The sequence below is a fragment of the Paraburkholderia tropica genome, assembly GCF_914484835.1.
GTDB lineage: Bacteria > Pseudomonadota > Gammaproteobacteria > Burkholderiales > Burkholderiaceae > Paraburkholderia > Paraburkholderia tropica_A.
Genome location: NZ_CAJZAR010000062.1, coordinates 249,103 through 265,327, shown reverse-complemented (window position 1 = coordinate 265,327; position 16,225 = coordinate 249,103). Strand labels below are relative to the sequence as shown.

Below are 16,225 nucleotides of genomic sequence, written 5' to 3'. Positions count from 1 at the left end.
ACAATACAACATTATCCTTAACAAACAGGAGACATCCTCGTGAGAGGCATGACCGTTTCTATTGCTGGTGACGTGCATCGCACCCCGGAGCCCATCGGAGGCAACCATGTGCGTTAAACACAGCCAGGGCGTCCCCGAACCGACGCCGCCCTTCACCTCCCTCATCCTTGCCCCGCGCAACGACGGCGGCGCCGAAACCACGCTGGTCAACACGGTGCTCGGCCCCGTCGACGCCAGGCAGCTGGGCGTCACGCTGATCAGCGAGTCGCTGCTGTATGTGCTGCCCGGCGCCCAGTACGCGTACGACCTCAAGATCGACCGCGCCGAAATCTTCGATGCGATCGCGGCCAAGCTCTGCGCGTTCAAGGCGGCAGGCGGCGGCGCCATCGTCGATGCGACCGGCATGTTCGAGGGACGCGACCTGCGTCTGTACGAGGCGCTGTCGCGCGCCACCGGCGTTCATATCGTCGCGTCGACCGGGCAAGGACCGGAAGCCATGCTCGGCGGCTACTTTCTGACGCCGCAGACCAATCCGCCCGCGCCCTGGCCGGCGGCCAAGTTCGCCGAGATGTTCGGTCGGGAAGTGAACGAAGGCATGGTGGTGCCCCGCCTGGAGCGCCGCGCGCCCGCGGGCATGGTGGCCACGGCCGTCACCCGCAGCGGCATGACGCCGACCGACGGCAGCCTCGTGCGCGGCGCGGCGCGCGCGGGCGCGAGCTATGGCGTGCCCGTCTTCATCCGCTGCGGCGCCGATGCGCTCGAAGAAATGCAACTGGCTCTCGACGAAGTGCTCAGCCCGGAACGCCTCGTCATGGGCGGCATGGACCGCCGCGACGCCGTCGCCCAAGGCTGGCCGATGGCCGTCGCACGCGCGGGCGTGCGCGTGGGCGTGGACCACATCGGTTCGACCGATCCGCTCCATATCAGCGACGCCGAACGCGTCGAGCTGATCCGCGAATTGATCGAAGCGGGCTACGCCGATCGCATCATCCTCTCGTCGAGTGCCACCGGCGTGGCGTTCGGCGAACCCGGCAACGACATTCCCTACTGCGACGTACTGACGAAGTTCGTGCCCATGCTCCACGCCGCAGGGGTGTCACAAGAACACATCGCAGACATGCTGATCACCAACACGGCACACCTGCTGAGCGTCAATGGGGAAGTCAAATGACACGCGTAAATACGGTGCTGGGCACCATTTCGGCTTCGGAGCTGGGCTTTGTTGCGATTCACGAGCACATCGGCTATGGCATGCCTGGCTGCGAGCTCGACAGCCGCTGGTGGAAGACGCCGGAGCAGCGCTATGAAGAGACCGTGCCCAAGCTGCGTCTGTTTCACGAGAACACGAAGCCCTGGGGCGCGGCGACCTTCGTCGAAGCGACGGGCATCTGCAATGGCCGCGACATCGACTACTACAAGTCGCTGTCCGACAAGACCGGCGTGCATATCGTCGCCAGCACGGGCTTCGTCGGCGGCGACACGGCCTTGCCGTTCTTCGAACGCGCAAGCGTCGAGTATCTGACCGATCAGTTCGTGCACGAGATCACCGTCGGCATCGGCGATACCGGCGCCAAGGCCGGGATCATCAAGGTGGGCGTGAGCCGCGGCTTCAAGATGAAAGAGCTCGACCTGCGCATCTATCGCGCGGCGGCGCGCGCGGCGCGCATCACGGGCGCACCGATTTTCACCCACCTCGCGGTCGACTCCGCGCCCGCGCTGACGATCTTCGCGGAAGAGGAACTGCCCTGCCACCGGGTGCTGTTCGGCCACGCCGACGATGGCGTGAGCCAGGGTCTCGTCAACGAGCAAGCCATTCTGGGCGCAGGCGGCCGGATTGGCTTCGACACCTTCGGCTACGACCTCGAATTGCCCGATCCGCCGTTCTGGGGCCGCCACCGCCAGGAGCGTCTCAAGCACTTCCTGCGATTCCTCGACAGCGGTCTGGTGAACCAGGTGCTGGCCTCGGCGGATGCGAACTGCTCGCCGCTCGGCTGGCCCGGCGTGAAGGGTCACACCGTGAACTATCTGTTCGAGCAACTGCTGCCCGATCTGCGCGCCGAAGGCGTCGAGGACACCGTCATCGACCAGTTGTTCGTGCATAACACGGCCGAGTTTCTCGCCCTGACGCCCAATCCGCAGCATTAACAAAAAGATCAACTCAAGAGACACATCATGACACCCGGTACTTTGAAGAACCTGAATATTGCCGTGATCGGCGCCGGTTACGCCGGCGCGACCGCCGCGCTGGCGCTCAGCCAGTCGGGCGCCACGGTGACGGTCTACGAGCAGGCGCAAGAGGTCAAAGAGGTCGGTGCCGGGATCGGCCTGCGCCCCTCGACGATGGACCAGTTCCGCAAGCTCGGTATCTACGACCGTATCGCGGCCGTGACCTCGGCGAGCGATTACTTCGAGATCCTGACGGCTCTTGGTCAGCGCATCGCCATGGAAGAATGGCCCGAAAAAGAAGCCTTCGGCGCCACCACGCGCTTCGTGCATCGCGGCGACTTTATCGATGCGCTGCTCGGCGTGCTGCCCGAAGGCATGGTGAAGCTCGACCATCGCCTGAGCAAGATCGTCGACAACGGCAACAGCGCCACCGCCGTGTTTGCGAACGGCGTGAGCGTGACCGCCGATCTGATCGTCGGCGCCGACGGCATTCGCTCGCAGGTGCGCCAGCATCTGTTCAGCGACCAGGCCCCGGTGTTTGCCGGCGAACACGCGTATCGCGCCGTGATCCCCGCTGCGGACACCTGCGGTCTCGTCGACGACGGCAACCTTCGCATGTACGTGGGCCACGGCACCAAGATCTATCTGCTGCCGCTGAAGCATCGCAACGAAGTGTCGTTCGACGTCACGTGCCTCGCGACCGACTCCACGCCCGCGCCGCTCGCGAGCAAGGCGCAACTGCTCGAAGTCGTGGCGGGCTTCGATCCGCAACTGGTCGCGATCACCGAGGGACTCGACATGGGCAAGGTGAACCTGCGCGCCGTGTATGACATCGACCCGGTGCCGAACTGGCATTCGAATTCCGTCGTGCTGATCGGCGATGCGGCGCACGCGATGCTGCACCACCAGGGCCAGGGCGCGAACTCGGCGGTGCTCGATGCGGGCGCGCTTGCCGCCAGCCTCATCGAAGCCGATTCGATTCCCGAAGCGCTCGCGCACTTCCAGGCCAGCCGCAAGCCGGTCACCGATGAACTTCAACGCCTGTCGCGCCAGGGCTGGAGCGAGGACGAAGTCCAAAGCGTCTTCCCCAGCCAGCACCAGGGCGAACTCGCCGCACGGAGCTAAATCATGGCACTCCATCCAAAGGTCGCCCAGTTCATCGCCTCCTTGCCGCCCGCGCCGCCGGGACCGCTCAACCCGGACGCCATGCGCGCGGCGGACGAAAGCCACGTTGCGCCGTTGGAGCAGCGCATGCCCGTGCATGCGGTGCATGACCAGACCGTGCCGACGACCGCCGGTGACGTGCCCGTGCGCGTCTACAAGCCGACGGCCGCCGAGAGTCATCCGGTGCTGGTGTATTTCCACGGCGGCGCGTTCTTTCTCGGCAGCCTCAACACGCACGATCATGTCGCGCGCGCGCTCGCCAATGCCACGCAATGCGCGGTGGTGTCGGTGGGCTACCGGCTCGCGCCCGAGCACGCCTTCCCGGCGGGCCTGAACGACAGCTTCGCCGTGGTCGAGTGGATCGAAAAGACGGGCCGCGATCCGGCGAGCGGCATCGGCTGGGACGGTCAGACCCTGGCCGTGGCCGGCGACAGTTCGGGCGGCAACTTCGCCGCTGCGGTCGCCGCGATGGCGCTCGACGCCGGCCTGAACTGCATCACGCACCAGGTGCTCTATTACCCGTCGCTGGATCTCGACTTCGATGTCGAGCGCTACGAATCGCTGACGAGCAACGCCGTCGGCAACGGGCTGGAGACCGCGGCACTGAAGCCGTTCAACGCGTTCTACATCGATAGCGGCGCCGACCCCGCCGATCCGCGCGTCTCGCCCATCAAGCGAAATACTCTCTCTGGGCTGCCGCCCGCGCTCATCGTCACGGCGCAATGCGATCCTCTTCGCGACGAAGGCGAGTTGTACGGGCACAAGCTGAAACAGGCGGGCGTTTCAGCGACTGTTCATCGCTACGAGTCGGCGGCGCACGGCTTCGTCCAATACTTTTCGTGGCTGCCCGAGTTCGAGGGTGTGTTTGCCGAAACGGCCAATTTCATCAGGAATACCAAACGATGAAAGCTGTCGATATCCACCCGCTGTTTTCCCAGTGGGGGCGATTCGGCCTCTACAGTTTTTTCATCGACGGCAGCGAACCGGCGATTGTCGATACGGGGATCGCCGCATCGCCCGCCAATGGCATTGCGCCCGCGCTGGCGCAACTGGGCCGGCGCATCGAGGACGTGCGCTGGATTCTTCTGACGCACGGACACATCGACCACATCGGCGGCGCGCATGCGCTGTGGGAACTCACGGGCCGGAAAGCCAAAATCGTGATCCACGAGGCCGACGCACCGTTCCTTCGTTCGCGCCGCACGCATGTCGAAGAATATCTGGCCGCGCGTGGCCGCTATATCGACGACCCGCAAGCGGAAGCGAAGTTGACGGCCGCCTGCGAGGCCGCCATCTCAGGCGAAATGGAACCCGACCTCGTGGTACGCGACGGCGATGAAATCTCACTCGGGCCGGATGTGAAGATCACGGTGCATTCCGTGCCAGGCCACACGGCCGGTTCGGTCGCGTATGTGGTGGAGGGCCAGCGAGACGTCTTCGTCGGCGACGCCGTGCAGATCCACGGCGCCGCCAACGGCTTCCCGAGTTACGCCGACCCGGACGCGTACCGCGCCAGCCTGCTGCACCTGCGCGACCACGTCAAACCGAACCGCCTGTTCCTCGGCCATCCGTATCGAAGCCAGGGCGCCGAATCGCTGGGCGTGGTGCTCGACCGCGAACAGGCGGCGGCAAAGATCCAGGAAAGCCTCGACATCGAGGCCCGCGTGCGCGCCGCTACCGAACAATTCGGCCTCGACGACGCCGCCGTCGCCCAGGCTTCCTGTTCGCCCTTCTGCTGTATCGCGCAGCACCTGCGCTACGAGGGCGATCCCACGCTCGAACCTTCTCCGTTTTTCACCACTATGCACGGCTACTTCCACAAGGGTTATCGGTCATGATCGTCGTACACAAGGATTTGCGCGTGCCGATGCGCGACGGCGTTCATCTGGCGGCCGATGCCTATCACGCCCAAGGCGATATGCCTCGCCCGGCTCTCGTCGCGCTCAGCCCCTATGGCAAGGAACTCCAGGCGCTGGCGCTCACCGTCCCGCCGCAGCGGCGTCCGTCTCCGCTGTGGGACGGTTGCATCGAGGCCGGCGATATCGCGCGCGTGGTGAAGGAAGGCTATGTGCACGTGATCGGCGATGTGCGCGGCTCGGGCGCCTCCGAAGGCGAACACATCGGCAACTACAACGCCGGTGGCGTCCCGCTTGGTCAGGACGCCTACGATTTCATCGAATGGGTGGCGGCTCAGCCGTGGTGCAACGGCGTCGTCGGCATGATCGGCATTTCGTATTTCGGCTCCATGCAGATCTTCGCCGCAGCCGAGCGCCCGCCGCATCTCAAGGCGATCTTCGTGAGCGGCGGGCACTTCGACTTCTACGAGACGACCTATCACGGCGGCGTCATGTGGTTCATGCCGCGCGCCGCGCGCGAGGGCCGTGGCGGCGATTCGGGCTGGGCCTTCACGCATCGTCACAAGTCGCGCATGCTCGAGGCTTACTCCGAGGCGGAAATCAAACAGCGCGTGGCTGAGCGGCTCGCCGATCCCGACGTGGCAGCCTGGCCGAACCTCGTGCATGTGCTCAACTATCCGATTCACCATGAATCGTGGTTCGACATCGTCACCAATCACCTCGACGGCGAGTGGTATGAGGAACAGAACCCAATCAATCTGGCCAGGAACATCGACATCCCGGTGTACCTGCAGATCAATCAGGGCCGCGGCTGGACCGTCGACGGCACGATCGAACTGTTCGATGTGCTGAAGGGCCCGAAGAAACTGGAGATCGGACCGTATCCGCCGATGCAGACGCGCCCCTGGGTCGACGAACACGACACCATGTTCCGCTGGTACGACTATTGGCTCAAGGGCATCGACAACGGCATCATGGACGAGCCGCAGGTGAAGGTGCATGTCGAAGGCAGCCGCCAGTGGATGACCGGTGAACATTGGCCCGTCGCGCCCATCGAATACCGGCCCCTGTACTTGCGTACCCGTAGCAAGCTGACGTTCGAGCCCGAGCCGATGGATGTCGATCACGCTCATCCCGAGGGCTTCTATCAGGCGCCGCTGACGATCGTGGACAAGGTGGAGAAGCTGTCGTGGTCCACCGAACCCTTCCATACCGCGACGTCGGTGCATGGCGTAGGCGCCGCGCATCTCTACGCCGCCATCGATCAGGACGATACGAACTTCATTCTGCGCCTCTGGGACGAAGCGCCCACCGGCAAGCGCCAACTCGTCACGACGGGCTTTCTCAAGGCATCGCATCGCGAACTCGACGAGCGCTCCAGCGAGGGAAATCCATATCACCCGCACACGCGCAGCGTGCCGGTCGAGCCTGGCGTGATCAACGAATACGTCATTCGGCTCTATCCCTTCGCTAATGAATTCAAGGCCGGCCACAAGCTGGTCCTCGAACTCATGTGTAACGAGCCGCTGGTGGATGAGCACAATTCGCTGTTGCCGCCCGATGCGTTCCATCTGCCCGTTGGACGGCCGGTCGCGCACACGATCTATCGGGATGCGACGCATCTTTCGCGACTCGTTCTGCCTTTCGCGTCGTCGCCGAAGTAACCGTCGACCTGCTGGCGGCAGCACATCGCCGCCAGCATCCCAGTTGTGAAGCTTTACCCATAATAACTAGTACTACTATATAACGGAGACAAAAGAATGACCGAAGGAATGGGATATCAAGGCAGGATCGGACGATACCGCCAGGTCGTGGTGGGCGCGACATGGGCGGCGTTGTCCTGTCTCGCGAACGCATCGACCTACCAGCCCGCCGGGATCGATCTCGGCGCCACGACATTCAACGATGCGTTCGGCTCCACCGAGCCAGGCTGGACATCGATTCAACTCTTCCAGTACGAACACAACACGAAGTTTTATACGAACACCGGCTCGCAAAGCCCGGCCTTCAAGGACGCCCAGCTCAACGCGTTCGTGTGGATGCCGCAGATCGTCTATACGTCGCCGATTCACGTACTGGGCGGCTCGCTCGGCTTCACCGCGATGCTGCCCGTTGCATGGCTGAGCTCGCACTCGACCGAATTCAATCCTTACGCACCGACGCTGAGCTCGCGTTCCGGCTTTGGCGACATTACCTTCGGCCCGTTCTTGCAGATGGCGCCGGTGATCAGCAACGGCCGCCCGGTATTCGTGCAGCGTTTCGAGTTCGACGTCATCGCGCCGACCGGTGCCTACGATCCCAACAAGCTGGTGAATCCGAGTTCGGGCTTCTGGTCGCTGAACCCTTACTGGTCGGTGACGGTTCTGCCTACGCCGCAGACGTCTGTTTCAGTGCGTATGCACTATCTGTACAACCTGAAGAACACCAATCCGGGGATCAACAATCCGTTCGAAGTCCCGAACATGATGAACTTCCAGGCGGGCCAGGCGGTATGGGCCAATTTTGCGGCGTCTTACAAAGTATTGCCGAATCTCGAAGTCGGCCTGAACGGCTTCTGGTTCCGCCAGATTACCGACGACCGCGTGAACGGCGCCAGCCAGCCCGCCGCGCGCACGACCAATCTGTCTCTCGGCCCGGGCGTCGAGTGGACCATCAATCGCCAGAACTTCGTGTTCGCGAACCTCTATTTCCCGGTCGTCGAGCGTAATACCTACTCGGGCACGCACGTCAACCTGCGCTGGATTCATTCGTTCTGACCAGGAGATGACCATGCAAAAGGCAAGCAACTCACCGAAAATCGAAAGCGCCCGCGGCATCGCGGCACTGATGGTTTCGCACTGCGCGGGCATGCTGGACCTGGTCGCGCTGCCGTTGTGGGTCGGGACTTTGGTCGCGTATTACCGGCTCAACCCTCAACAGGCGGGCACGTTGCCGACGCTGTTTCTGATCGGCGCATCGCTGTCGAGCGTATTTTTTGCCTCTCGCTTCAACCGCATGAATGCGAAGTGGGCGGCCGTCATGGGCTTTGCCATGGCGGCGCTGGCGTTCACGCTCTGCTTCGGGCAAACGACCATGACCGTGCTCGCGCCGCTGCATTTCGTCGGCGGCCTGGCCGCGGGAAGCGCGCTCAGTTTCACGCACGGCACGATTGGGCGCGCGCTCAATCCTCATCGTGTATTCGCATGGGCCGGGCTGGCGATCGGCGTATTCGGGATCGTCTTTCTCGGCGGTACGCCGGGCGTGCTGGCCAGGTTCGGCGGCGCGACCTTGTTCGCCATTTTCGCGGCCGTCATGGGACTGGCGGCCGTGATGGGGCTGCTGTTTTTCCCGCGCCCGAGCCAGCGGGGCGAAGACGATCGTCACGAATCGACCGCGCGGGCTCAGCCGCTTTCGCGTGCGGTCTGGTATTCGATTGGCGCCATCGCCTTGCTCGCGATGACGCAGGCCATGACGCTCAGCTTTTACGAGCGAATCGGCATGGAGCGCGGCTTCGGTCGCGAACTGGTGACGCTGGCGCTCGTGATCTATGGCGTCGTCACACTGTTTCCGGCGCCGTTGGCGGGCTTGCTCGAAAAGCGCATCAAGGCCACGACGGTCATTTCCGTCGTGCCGATCATGCAGGCTGTGTGCGCCATGATCGTGACGCATACGTGGAGTTATGCGTGGTTTGCCGCCTCGGGGGCGCTGATGGCGTTCACGATCCTGTTCACGCATACCTTTGCTTTCGGCCTGCTCGCGCGGCTGGATACAAGCGGACGCGCGGTGGCGGCCACACCGGCCATGCTGATGGTAGGCGCCGCCATCGCGCCGTTTCTCGGCGGCACGCTCGTCAAGTTCATCGGTTTCGGTGCGATTGGCTATGCCGCCATCGCATTGGTCGCGATGGAACTGTTGTTGTTCAACCTGACGCGCGTGGCAGTACGGAGCGAATCGCCGCTTGAGCAGACGCAGGCGGTGTGACCTTGGAGCGGCGGGCGGCATCGGCTGACTTCGCCCGCCGCCCGATGCGCATCTTCACTGGCCAGCAACAGCCCAGCGCAGACAAATACAGCCCGACAACTACAGATCCGGCACCTCGATCGTGCCTTCGAGATACTGAACGGCCTGCCCCGAAATACGCACGCGCCCCGCATCCAGTCGGCAATGCAAAACGCCACTGCGGCTCGACGCCTGCAACGCCAGCAATTGCGTTTTCCCGAGCCGCTTCGCCCACAGCGGCGTGAGCGCCGTGTGAATCGAACCGGTCACGGGATCTTCATCGCCGCCATTCGCGGGCCAGAAATAGCGCGAGGCGAAATCGTAGTGATCGCCGGGCGCGGTCAACACCACATCGCGCGGTCCGAGCCGCGCGATCAAGGCGAGATCGGGTACGACGGCGCGCACCTGTTCCTCGTTTTCATACACGGCGATATAGGCCTGCTGACACACCAGCACTTCCTTCGGGCGAAGGGACAAGCCGCGCGCCAGTTCATCGGGCCATGCGCTGACCGGTTCGATTTCGCGCTGAGGAAAATCCATTTCGATCATGCCGTCGACGCCGCGCCGCACCGTGAATGCGCCCACCGCATCGGCGTGAAATTCAATCTGCTCGCGTTGCGCAAAACGTTTGAACAACACGAAGGCGCTCGCCAGCGTCGCATGGCCGCAAAAGGCAATTTCGGTGATCGGCGAAAACCAGCGAATATCGAATCCGCCATTGGCATTGGGCGCGACGAACGCGGTTTCGGAGAGATTGTTTTCCGTCGCGACCGCCTGCATCAGCGAAACCGGCAGCCAGTGTTCGAGCAGCACGACCGCCGCGTAATTGCCCTTGAAGATTTCACTGGTGAACGCGTCGATCTGATAGAGAGGAAGCTTCATGGCGCCTTGTTGTCCTGAACGTTAGGGTTCATCCGATAGCCGTCTTTTTTATGCTATCGGCCGCCCGTTTCTTCGGACAGATACGCCTTGCGGCCTTGCTCGATCGAAATTGACTGCTTCGCGGCGTTCGGGCAATCGCCCGCGACCGCCAGCAGCCCGCCACGCACGGCTCAAAACCGATCGCCGCGACGTTGGGGTAAACCATCGACCTATCCGTGTTTCTGATAATTGGCACGCCGCGCGAATTACGACAGCGCCGGGCGAAAAAGCGCCGCTATGCCGATTTCTGCATCGAAGCTGTTTAATTCCTGCAAGACTCGACCACTTTTGGACTTCTATATTGCTCGCAGCCGACCAGCGCAATGCCGCAATGCGAGGGGCACGCGCCTGCAAGACCGTCAAGGGTGCAGGTTCCCGCACGATCCATCATCGAGGAGTCCAACAACAATGAAAATGCAGAAGTCGTTCGTTTCCGCCGCATGCGTTCTGGGCGCAACCCTGAGCATCGCGCCCTGCGTTTTCGCAGCCGCGCCCGTCGAGGTCAAGATCGGTTTCGCCGCGCCGCTGACCGGCGGCCAGGCCCACTATGGTGCCGACTTCAAGAGCGGCGTGCAGCTCGCCGTCGACGACATGAACGCCACCAATCCGGTCATCGGCGGCAAACCCGTGCATTTCGTGCTCGACGCCCAGGATGACCAGGCCGATCCGCGCACGGGCACGACCGTGGCGCAGAAGCTCGTCGACGACGGCGTGGTCGCCGTGATCGGCCACTACAACTCGGGCACCAGCATTCCGGCCGCGCCGATCTACGCGAAGGCGGGCATCCCCGAAATCGCCATGGCCACCGCGCCCACCTACACGCGCCTCGGCCTGCCGACCACCTTCCGCCTGCTGACGTCGGACACGCAGCTCGGCAGCGTGCTCGGCGACTACGCGGTGAAGGGCCTGAAGTTCAAGCGCCTCGCGATCGTCGACGACCGCACGGCTTACGGCCAGGGCGTCGCCGAAGAGTTCAGCAAGGCCGCGAAGGCGGCAGGCGCGACCATCGTCGATCAGGAATACACAAGCGACAAGGCCGTGGACTTCCGCGCGATTCTCACGAAGATCAAGGCCGCCAACGTCGATGCCGTGTTCTACGGCGGCGCCGACACGCAGGCCGCGCCAATGCTCAAGCAGATGCGCTCGCTCGCCATCAAGGCGCCGCTGATCGGCCCGGACATGGTGCAGTCGGCCAATCTGATCAAGGTCGCGGGCGACGCCTCGGACGGCACGCTGGCCGCGTCGGAAGGCAGCCCGCTCGCGCAGATGCCGGGCGGCAAGGCGTTCGCCGATCACTATCAGAAGCGCTTCGGCCAGCCGGTCGAACTGTACGCGCCGTATGCCTACGACGGCACGATGGCCGTGTTCAACGCGATGAAGAAGGCCGACTCGACCGATCCGCACACGTTCCTGAACGCGCTGAAGGCGACCAACATGAAGGGCGTGACGACCAGCGAACTCTCGTATGACCAGTACGGCGACCTGAAGTACGGCGGCGTGACGGTGTACAAGGTGGTGGGCGGCGAGTGGAAGCCGCTGCAGACCGTGGGCGTGAAGGACTAAGCCGCCCGCAACCGGGCCGCACGCGGACGCACGAGGACGCACGGCGATGCACGAGGCCGCGAAGGCGTGAGCGCTTTCGCGGCTTTGTGCTTTTCGGCGCGTGCGGATCGAATGCGTACCTGCGCTGCGCCTAACGCACCGCGCGCAATTGCGCCAGCAGCGCGTCGCCGGACCACGAAGGCCGTTCGGCGCTGCGCTCGGCCTCGCGCACGAGTTCCACGAGCCGCGCGTTCACCGGCGCCTTGCGCCCCAGATGCCGCGCGAGCCGCACCACTTCGCCGTTGATCCAGTCGATTTCCGTGGCGCGGCCCGCCGCCAGATCGTCGGACATCGACGAGCGCGCGTGCGGGTCGATCGTCAGCATCGCGCGGCCCAACCGTTCAAACCACGCATCGGAGACGGCGAGCAGTCGCGGTATCCACGTGGCCGGCAGCGGCGTCACCTTCGCGGGACGAATGCCCGCCAGCCCGAGCAGCGCGAGCGCCTCCTTCTGCGCCATTGCGAGACAGAGCCGATACGCGCGCTGCGACAGCTCCTCCTTGAGCGGCCGGTTCGCCAGCGCGTTGATCGCGTTGTTCAGATTGAGCAGCAGCTTCGCCCATTGCACCGGCAGCATGTCGGCGTGCTCGACGAGCGGCAGTTCCGCCTGTCTGAACGCGTCGACGAACGGCTGCATGGCGGCCGCGTGACGAATCGTCAGTTCGCCCGTCGAGCCCTGATGGAACGCGCCCGGCCCGCGCTCGACCACGTTGAACGGCACCATACCTTCGAGCACGGTCTGCTGCGGCAGCGCGGCGCGCAGCACGTCGGCGTTGCCCACGCCGTTCTGAAAGCTCACGACGACCGCGCCGGGCCGCAGCACGCCTGCGAGTTCCGCCGCGGCAACGGGCGTCGCGGCCGACTTCACGGTAACGAGCACGAGATCGGCCGCAACGGCGCGCGTGGCATGGGTCGCGACATCGGCGCGTTCGGGCGGCACCTGCCAGCGGCGCGCGTCGTGCCGCGACAGCGTGAGCCCTTGGGCGCGCAAGGCGTCGGCGATGCGCGCGCGCCCGATGAAGGTGACGTCGCTGCCCGCCGCCAGCAGCCGTCCGCCGAGGTAGCAGCCCACCGACCCCGCCCCGTAGATGAAAATCTTTGCCATGCCGTCGTTCTCGTTTTATAGGGTCCGCGCGGGGAATAACGTTCTGGCGCGCGCGTTATTCCGCGCGATGCACGCTTATTCCGCGTAACCGGGATTGAGCCGGTCGAGACGGCGCAGCAAACCGGGCCACACGAGCGCGCCCGCCGACATGCCGCGCGTAACCTGCGCGATCTGCTGCTTGATGCCGTCGAGAATCGGCTGGCCGATGGTCGTGAGCTTGCCGCCGCCCGACTGCGCGCGCACCTGGATCATGCAGGACGCCTCGAAGAAGTACATCGCGACGAAGGCGTCCGCCGCCGTCGCGCCCACGGTCAGCAAGCCGTGATTGCGCAGCATGAGATAGGTCTTGTCGCCGAGATCGCGCACGAGACGCGGCTTTTCGGCTTCGTTGAGCGCGATGCCCTCGTAGTCGTGATAACCGAGCGAGGCCAGCACGCCCAGCGACTGCTGCGAGAGCGGCAGCAGCCCCGCTTCTTGCGCCGACACCGCCACGCCGTTGACCGAATGCGTATGCATGACGCACAGCGCGTCCTCGCGCGCCTGATGCACGGCACTGTGGATCGTGAAGCCCGCCGGATTGATGTCGTAGGGCGAGTCGCTGACCTTGCGGCCGTCGAGATCGATCTTCACGAGCGACGAGGCCGTGATCTCGTCGAACATCATGCCGTACGGGTTGATCAGGAAATGATGCTCGGGGCCGGGCACGCGCGCCGAGATATGGGTAAACACCAGGTCGTCCCAACCGAACAGCGCGGTGAGCCGATAGGCCGCGGCGAGATTGACGCGCGCGTCCCATTCGGCGGGCGAGATGTCGTGCTTGAGGCGGGCAGTGGACGTAGTCACGGGTCGCTCCTTATCGGGGTTCGAAAGCGCCATGATGCGCGCGAATTCGCCTGCAATGTGTCGGCTAGCCGACAAGTCTCCGTGCGCATGCCACTTCGCCTGCGGATCGCCGCGTGGAATTCGCGCATCGCGATTTATTTCGGATGCCTAGCTATTTCACAGAAGGCACACGCTTCAACCCCAACGCCGCCAGCGCACCCACCACACACAGCGCGCCCACGTACAACTCCGGCGCCTGCGGACTCCACTTGAGCATCAGCGCGACGAACACCGGCGTGAGTCCGCCGAACAGCGCATACGCCACGTTGTACGAGAACGAAATGCCGGAGAAACGCACGGCGGGCGGAAACGCCTGCACCATCGCGACCGGAATCGCCGCCACCGCGCCGACGAACAAACCCGACACCGCATACAGCGGCACGAGCCACGCCGTATCGGCGGCCACACCGCGCAACATCAAAAAGTACGCCGAGCCAAGCAGCACGCAGCCCACGCCGATCGTGCGCCGCGCGCCCATGCGCCCCGCCATCCAGCCCGCGATCACGCAGCCGAATGTCAGGCACAAGGTCGCCGCCGAATTCGCCTGCAACGCCAGCGCCGGATCGATGTGGAAGCGCTTCGCCACGAGCGTCGGCGTCATCAGGATCACGACGACGATGGCGGCGGTCAGCGTCCACGTGAGCAGCATCGAGACCAGCACCGCGCGCAGGTGGCCGCGCAACACGGCCTTCAGCGGCGCACCGGCGGCGAGCGCCTTACGCGCCTGCATGTCGACGAACACCGGCGTCTCGCTGAGCCAGCGACGCAGCCGCGCCGACAACATGCCGAACAGCCCGCCGATCACGAACGGAATGCGCCACGCGTACGCCGCGATCTCCGCATGCGAATAATGATGGTTGATGCCCGAGGCGATCAGCGAACCGAGCAGAATGCCGAGCGTGAGCCCGCCCGTGAGCAGGCCGCACGCATAACCCACATGACGCGGCGGCACATGTTCGGCGACGAACACCCACGCGCCCGGCACCTCGCCGCCCACCGCCGCGCCTTGCAGCACGCGGCAGATCAGCAGCAGCACCGGCGCGGCGATGCCAATGGCGTCGAAGGTCGGCAGCAGGCCCATCGCCAGCGTGGGCAGCGCCATCAGCATCACGCTCAGCGTGAACATGCGCTTGCGTCCGGCGCGGTCGCCGAAATGCGCCATGATCACGCCGCCGAGCGGACGCGCGAGATAACCGGCCGCGAAGATGCCGAAGGTCTGCAACTGGCGCAGCCAGTCGGGAATCGCGGGCGGAAAAAACAACTGGCCGATAGTCGCCGCGAAGAACACGTAAATCACGAAATCGTAAAACTCCAGCGCGCCGCCGAGCGCGGCGAGCACGAGGGTGCGATGGTCGCTGCGGGTGAGCGCGCGTGTCGGCGCGAGTGGAATCGAAGGCGGGTTCAGGGTGTTCATGGTCGAGGGAGCCGGGTTGCGGGAGGGCGGGAAATGGCGCGAACGTGTCACGCCACCTGCGAACATCGCGAACAACACCTGGCCTGCGCGCCCTATTCCATGCCCTCAAAATGCGCTTCGCGTACTCCCTGGCTGCGTCGCGCCGCTATACAAGCGTATGATTTCGCGAAGCATGTCGAGTCCCTACACTGCGCTACGGGCTCGCATCGAGAACGAGCAACATGGTCGGCAACATCGCCGCACGGCTGTCGGGGAGAGTATTCGTGTCCAGCGCTCATCACGTCTGCGTGGTCGACGACGACCAATCGGTTCGTCTCGCGCTCGCGAGCTTGCTGCGCTCTCTCGGCTACGAGGTCGCCACGTTCGAATCGGCTCACGCGTTGTTGGCGTGGATCGGCGCGAACCGCGCCGCGTGCGTGATTTCGGATCTGCAAATGCCGGGCATGTCGGGCATGCAGCTGTTCGCGCGTCTGCGCGAGATGGGCGTGCCCGCGCCGCTGCTGCTGATCACCGCCTATCCCACCGCCGAACTCGCCGAGCGCGCACAGGCCATCGGCGTGCGCGCCTTTCTCACCAAACCCGTCAACGCCAACGATCTCGCGGCCCACGTGGAAGCCGCGCTGCTGGCCGCACGCTGAGGTCTGCATTCACCGCCGCATTCACCGGCTCATTTACCGGCGCAATCAGATCGCCACACCCGCCAGCAACTCGTTGATCGGCGCGATGCGCACGCGCGCCGCGAGCATCATCGACTCCGCATTCGCGGGCGCGGGCCGACGCCCGAATGGCCGATAGATTTCGTCGCCGCGCCGGATCGACTCGCCGCTCAACACGCACACGCCGTTGCGGCGCGCCTTCGTGCAGCGCCAGATCTGCTCGCCGTAGCGGCACGACGTGGGGTCCATCCAGATGATCGATGCGGTCATCGGCGTGGGACGCTCGACGATGCGCACGGCGACGCCAACGCGCGCACCCAGCGCACGCGGCGCGGGCGTGTCCAGGCGCGGCGACGCCGTCTTGCGCGTGCGCGCGGCGCTGGGCGCATCGCCCGGCGCGCACGCGAGCCGCGACAGCACCGAGAGCGTATGCGCCCACGGATCGGATTGCATTGCGACCAGGTTTATCGCGTTCATCGTT

General features: G+C 64.6%; 15 protein-coding genes. 10 read left to right on the top strand and 5 right to left on the bottom strand.

What is annotated here, in order from left to right:
* The first annotated feature begins 67 nt into the window (after nucleotides 1–67).
* The 8 genes from LDO54_RS22220 to LDO54_RS22185 all read left to right on the top strand — a co-directional run bounded on the left by LDO54_RS22220 (nucleotide 68) and on the right by LDO54_RS22185 (nucleotide 9,146).
* Entirely contained in the window at nucleotides 68–1,171 is a 1,104-nt protein-coding gene (locus tag LDO54_RS22220; RefSeq protein ID WP_224012995.1) for a phosphotriesterase, read from the top strand.
* Complete coding sequence (locus tag LDO54_RS22215) at nucleotides 1,168–2,145, top strand: phosphotriesterase (RefSeq protein ID WP_224012816.1); 978 nt, start codon at nucleotides 1,168–1,170, stop codon at nucleotides 2,143–2,145. Before LDO54_RS22220 ends, LDO54_RS22215 begins: the two co-directional genes overlap by 4 nt.
* A 27-nt stretch (nucleotides 2,146–2,172) precedes the next feature.
* Nucleotides 2,173–3,291 (top strand): FAD-dependent oxidoreductase, encoded by a 1,119-nt coding sequence (locus tag LDO54_RS22210; protein ID WP_224012815.1) that lies wholly within the window; start codon nucleotides 2,173–2,175, stop codon nucleotides 3,289–3,291.
* Between the two features lie 3 nt (nucleotides 3,292–3,294).
* Nucleotides 3,295–4,236 carry an alpha/beta hydrolase gene (locus LDO54_RS22205; protein ID WP_224012814.1) on the top strand — a complete coding sequence of 314 codons (942 nt, stop codon included), beginning with the start codon at nucleotides 3,295–3,297 and terminating at the stop codon, nucleotides 4,234–4,236.
* On the top strand, nucleotides 4,233–5,168 hold the full coding sequence (locus tag LDO54_RS22200) for an MBL fold metallo-hydrolase (RefSeq protein ID WP_224012813.1): 936 nt from the start codon (nucleotides 4,233–4,235) through the stop codon (nucleotides 5,166–5,168). The genes LDO54_RS22205 and LDO54_RS22200 overlap by 4 nt, the downstream gene beginning before the upstream one ends.
* A complete protein-coding gene (locus LDO54_RS22195; protein ID WP_224012812.1) occupies nucleotides 5,165–6,850 on the top strand; it encodes a CocE/NonD family hydrolase in 1,686 nt (561 codons plus the stop codon). Before LDO54_RS22200 ends, LDO54_RS22195 begins: the two co-directional genes overlap by 4 nt.
* 96 nt (nucleotides 6,851–6,946) lie before the next feature.
* Nucleotides 6,947–7,942 (top strand): SphA family protein, encoded by a 996-nt coding sequence (locus LDO54_RS22190; protein WP_224012811.1) that lies wholly within the window; start codon nucleotides 6,947–6,949, stop codon nucleotides 7,940–7,942.
* Nucleotides 7,943–7,955: 13 nt separating this feature from the next.
* Entirely contained in the window at nucleotides 7,956–9,146 is a 1,191-nt protein-coding gene (locus LDO54_RS22185) for an MFS transporter (protein ID WP_224012810.1), read from the top strand.
* A gap of 99 nt (nucleotides 9,147–9,245) precedes the next feature.
* Here the strand turns inward: LDO54_RS22185 and LDO54_RS22180 are convergent, their stop codons facing one another.
* Nucleotides 9,246–10,046 (bottom strand): PhzF family phenazine biosynthesis protein, encoded by an 801-nt coding sequence (locus tag LDO54_RS22180; RefSeq protein ID WP_224012809.1) that lies wholly within the window; start codon nucleotides 10,044–10,046, stop codon nucleotides 9,246–9,248.
* Nucleotides 10,047–10,499: 453 nt separating this feature from the next.
* On the opposite strand from LDO54_RS22180, the gene LDO54_RS22175 reads away from it, so the two are divergent.
* On the top strand, nucleotides 10,500–11,648 hold the full coding sequence (locus tag LDO54_RS22175; RefSeq protein ID WP_436975654.1) for a branched-chain amino acid ABC transporter substrate-binding protein: 1,149 nt from the start codon (nucleotides 10,500–10,502) through the stop codon (nucleotides 11,646–11,648).
* Nucleotides 11,649–11,778: 130 nt separating this feature from the next.
* Here LDO54_RS22175 and LDO54_RS22170 read toward each other — a convergent pair whose 3' ends face one another.
* The 3 genes from LDO54_RS22170 to LDO54_RS22160 form a co-directional block, all read right to left on the bottom strand.
* Nucleotides 11,779–12,792 (bottom strand): 2-dehydropantoate 2-reductase, encoded by a 1,014-nt coding sequence (locus tag LDO54_RS22170; protein WP_224012807.1) that lies wholly within the window; start codon nucleotides 12,790–12,792, stop codon nucleotides 11,779–11,781.
* 75 nt (nucleotides 12,793–12,867) lie between these two features.
* Nucleotides 12,868–13,668, bottom strand: coding sequence for a class II aldolase/adducin family protein (locus LDO54_RS22165; RefSeq protein WP_436975643.1), 801 nt, complete (start codon nucleotides 13,666–13,668; stop codon nucleotides 12,868–12,870).
* 118 nt (nucleotides 13,669–13,786) lie between these two features.
* A complete protein-coding gene (locus LDO54_RS22160; protein WP_224012805.1) occupies nucleotides 13,787–15,088 on the bottom strand; it encodes an MFS transporter in 1,302 nt (433 codons plus the stop codon).
* 263 nt (nucleotides 15,089–15,351) lie between these two features.
* Here LDO54_RS22160 and LDO54_RS22155 point away from each other — a divergent pair, with 263 nt between their 5' ends.
* Nucleotides 15,352–15,726: a response regulator transcription factor gene (locus LDO54_RS22155; RefSeq protein WP_224012804.1), complete on the top strand. Its 375-nt coding sequence runs from the start codon at nucleotides 15,352–15,354 to the stop codon at nucleotides 15,724–15,726.
* 45 nt (nucleotides 15,727–15,771) lie between these two features.
* Here LDO54_RS22155 and LDO54_RS22150 read toward each other — a convergent pair whose 3' ends face one another.
* Nucleotides 15,772–16,221, bottom strand: coding sequence for a DUF3331 domain-containing protein (locus LDO54_RS22150; protein ID WP_224012803.1), 450 nt, complete (start codon nucleotides 16,219–16,221; stop codon nucleotides 15,772–15,774).
* Nucleotides 16,222–16,225 lie beyond the last annotated feature (4 nt).

Coding starts and splice junctions, on each gene's coding strand:
- LDO54_RS22215 (WP_224012816.1), top strand. CDS start 1,168: ATGACACGCGTAAATACGGTGCTGGGCACCATTTCGGCTTCGGAGCTG.
- LDO54_RS22210 (WP_224012815.1), top strand. CDS start 2,173: ATGACACCCGGTACTTTGAAGAACCTGAATATTGCCGTGATCGGCGCC.
- LDO54_RS22205 (WP_224012814.1), top strand. CDS start 3,295: ATGGCACTCCATCCAAAGGTCGCCCAGTTCATCGCCTCCTTGCCGCCC.
- LDO54_RS22200 (WP_224012813.1), top strand. CDS start 4,233: ATGAAAGCTGTCGATATCCACCCGCTGTTTTCCCAGTGGGGGCGATTC.
- LDO54_RS22195 (WP_224012812.1), top strand. CDS start 5,165: ATGATCGTCGTACACAAGGATTTGCGCGTGCCGATGCGCGACGGCGTT.
- LDO54_RS22190 (WP_224012811.1), top strand. CDS start 6,947: ATGACCGAAGGAATGGGATATCAAGGCAGGATCGGACGATACCGCCAG.
- LDO54_RS22185 (WP_224012810.1), top strand. CDS start 7,956: ATGCAAAAGGCAAGCAACTCACCGAAAATCGAAAGCGCCCGCGGCATC.
- LDO54_RS22180 (WP_224012809.1), bottom strand. CDS start 10,046: ATGAAGCTTCCTCTCTATCAGATCGACGCGTTCACCAGTGAAATCTTC.
- LDO54_RS22175 (WP_436975654.1), top strand. CDS start 10,500: ATGCAGAAGTCGTTCGTTTCCGCCGCATGCGTTCTGGGCGCAACCCTG.
- LDO54_RS22170 (WP_224012807.1), bottom strand. CDS start 12,792: ATGGCAAAGATTTTCATCTACGGGGCGGGGTCGGTGGGCTGCTACCTC.
- LDO54_RS22165 (WP_436975643.1), bottom strand. CDS start 13,668: ATGGCGCTTTCGAACCCCGATAAGGAGCGACCCGTGACTACGTCCACT.
- LDO54_RS22160 (WP_224012805.1), bottom strand. CDS start 15,088: ATGAACACCCTGAACCCGCCTTCGATTCCACTCGCGCCGACACGCGCG.
- LDO54_RS22150 (WP_224012803.1), bottom strand. CDS start 16,221: ATGAACGCGATAAACCTGGTCGCAATGCAATCCGATCCGTGGGCGCAT.